Annotated in this window: 2 protein-coding genes; both read right to left on the bottom strand. The window is 35.0% G+C overall.

Features of this window, described 5'->3' with window-relative positions; all coding sequences use genetic code 11:
• Window positions 1-1,522, bottom strand: a 1,522-nt coding sequence (locus AB1414_17950) for a choice-of-anchor Q domain-containing protein (GenBank protein ID MEW6609297.1), incomplete at its 3' end; no start/stop codon positions are given.
• A partial coding sequence (locus AB1414_17945) for a tetratricopeptide repeat protein (protein MEW6609296.1) occupies window positions 1,522-3,209 on the bottom strand: 1,688 nt, incomplete at its 5' end. The genes AB1414_17950 and AB1414_17945, both read right to left, overlap by 1 nt.

Raw genomic sequence — 3,209 nt, 5'->3', positions numbered from 1 at the left:
TCGTTGTGCCATAAGGTTGGGTATTAATAGTAAAGGTAGTGTCAAATTTGCCTGCATAATCGTCAACAGCAAGACTAATTGTTCGGGTCGTTCCAAATGAAATCGCTATCACTTCACTCGCCCCATATCCACTACCTCTGACCGTAACAATAGTGCCTACTGTCCCCTCCATTGGCGCAACAAAGATAATGTTAGGTAAAAGACAAAAAACATTCTCTGCCTGTCCACCTGAGTTTAACCCGGTAGCTTTAACTGTAGTCATTCCATAAGGTTGAACATTAACAGTAAAGAGAGCAGTGAATGTCCCACCAGCATTACTGAAAACAGTAGCCATGGTCCTTGTCGTCCCAAAATCAATCTGAATGAGCTCTGTTGGACCAAAACCACTACCTGCGACTGTAACTATCGTGCCTACAATGCCAGCGGTAGGCGTAACTAAAATCGAAGTAGAACTTGGAGTGTCTTGAAATTCATACGCACCCATATCAACAATGCCTTTTACTATCCTTAGATTACCATCTTTGTCGGTTGATGGAATAGCTGGTGCTGTGTTTGAACCTGCATCGATGCAAGGGGAAGATGCTTGAAGATGATAATCGCCACCCTCAATGAATTGAGGGTCTGCGGAAATATTTCCATTTATCCCTGTCTGGTCAGAAATACCATCGTAATTCTGTGGGGAGTTGCTCCAGGAATCATTATAGCCAATGGATGAGGCAGAATCGCAATAGATTCCGCCACCCCTATTAGCTATATTTCCTGTGATGATATTATTGGTAATGGATGAAGAAGATTGATAGCAGTAGATTCCGCCACCATCACCATAAATACCCCATTCATCATAAGAATAAGCTGTATTTCCTGTGATGATATTGTTGGTAATGGATGAAGAGCACTTATAGCACTCGATTCCGCCACCGTGCCAAGCACTTGTATTTCCTGTGATTATGTTGTTTGTAATAGTGGATGGGAAGGAGGACATATCGCCATAGATTCCACCACCACCAGCAGCTGTATTTCTTGTGATGATATTGTTGGTAATGGATGGAGAGGATTGATAGTAGTAGATTCCTCCACCAAAACCATTAGAAGTATTATTTCCTGTGATTATATTGTTGGTAATGGATGGAGAGGAAAAAGAGCAATAGATTCCGGCACCACAATTATAGGGCCAATTACCTGAAACATACCCATTTTTAATCGTGAATCCCATAATAACATCATTTGTATTTTGACCTGTGTTAAAAAAATAAAATCCTCTACCACTATTTTGGCAATCGATGATACAATATTCTGCTCCATTTATAGAGCGAACAGTAATATGCTTACCACTCCAAATTAAGTCTTTATTGCCTGTGCCTGTATAAATCCCATCTGCTACCCAGACTGTATCCCCAGTAATTGCCGCATCTATTGCAGATTGGATGGTTGTGTAAGACCCTGGCACATAAAGGTCTGCTCCAAAGGCAACATTAGCCCCCAAAACAAAAAAAATCCCCATTACTCCTAAAATCTTTTTCATTATTTATTACATCCTCCTTTAATTTTACTTGATATTGCCTGAAGCACTTGTTTAATATATGTATTTTCAGGATTAATCGTCAGAATTAAATTGCATTCCTTCTCTGCCTTAAGATATTCGCCTTGATTGTAATAGACAGAGGCTAAATTTTGATGTGCTTTAATATTATTTGAGTCTAATTTAATTGTTTTTTGAAATTCTGCTATTGCCTCTTTGTATCTTCCTTTTTGAGCATAAAGATTTCCTAAATCACAATGTAATGATATGTTATTTATATCCAACTTTGATGCCTTTTGAAATTCTATGATGGATAGATCAATATTATTTATATTTATATAAGCTCTGCCTAAATTCTCATGAAGTAAGGCATCATTTGGACTTACCTCAATTGCCTTCTTAAATTCACGAATTGCACTTCTTACCTTACCTTTCTGAGAATAAAATAACCCAAAGTTATTATAGATACTTGCGTAATTTGATATTATTTCATCTTTGGTCCGCCAGTCTTGTTGATATATTCTCTTATCATTAATTCCTCTAAGATTAAATCTAACTTCCTTAATATTCTGAGATAATATACTTTCTTTTTCACTTTTTATTACTCGATCAAATATGCCTGCTGGAATTTTGGAAAATCCTGAAGGGAGAGACTCATCCATTAATGCATAAATTGGATAAAAATCAATCTGCCAGGTAATGATTTCATCCATCCTTGCCTGCCGTAATTGTTCATCATCCTTTGGAAATAACTTTGTTTTCCCCAAAGATAATTCAGGATACTTTCTTTTAATCTCTTCAAAATGCCACTCTTTATCAAGATACGGTCTGAAAATAGAGATTAAATCTTTTCGTTGTCCATCCACATATTGAAGATACCAGTACGGAAAAAAAACAGCATCTCCTCTCAAAAAGATAATACTCTTTTCTTCTAATTGATTAATGATATTTCTTCCATAATCATAAGCCAAATAATACTTACTTTTATCATTCTGAAAATAATGAAATTTAAATAGAAAAATTGGACACAAAATCAGGATAATAACATATAATAAATAAATATAGTTAGGTGAAAATTTAAAAATTAATTTACTTATCTCTATAAAGCCACAACCAATCCAGATACTCATAATCATATATGATGGAATATAATAATCTTCTATATTAAGAATGGTATAATGAATGGAATAAAAAGCATCAGCACTATATATTAAGAATAAAAATATAAAAAATAAGCGTTGTTTTAACAGACAAAAAATTAATCCTATCAGACCACTTATCACAAAGTAACTACTAAACTGAAGTGGAAAATATGTAATTGCATGTCTTACCAATCGTTGAAGTAGTTGAGTAGAGGTAAAATATCTTTCTCTATATTCTTCAGCGGTTAAATGAGCGATTAATCTTTCAAAAGTGCTTGGATCACCCCAATTATGCACTGGATGGGTAGATGCACAAATAGGTAAATATAAATATAAGAATAATGGTATGATGAATAAACAAAACATGTTGAGTAAGGACGAAAGACTAAGAGGTGAGAGTTTTTTATATTTATAACATACGGCTATGATAAAAAATATGCTTGCTGGGACTAAGTAGACTGTTTGCATATGATGGGTGAAGGATAAGCCAAGCGTGAAAGCGAAGAGGTAGAGATAGTTTTGAGTTTTGAGTTTTGAGTTTTGAGTTT

The organism is bacterium, assembly GCA_040755795.1.
Taxonomy (GTDB): Bacteria; UBA9089; CG2-30-40-21; order CG2-30-40-21; family SBAY01; genus JBFLXS01.
Note: the sequence above shows the minus strand (reverse complement) of the source record. Positions and strands in the feature narration are given on the sequence as shown.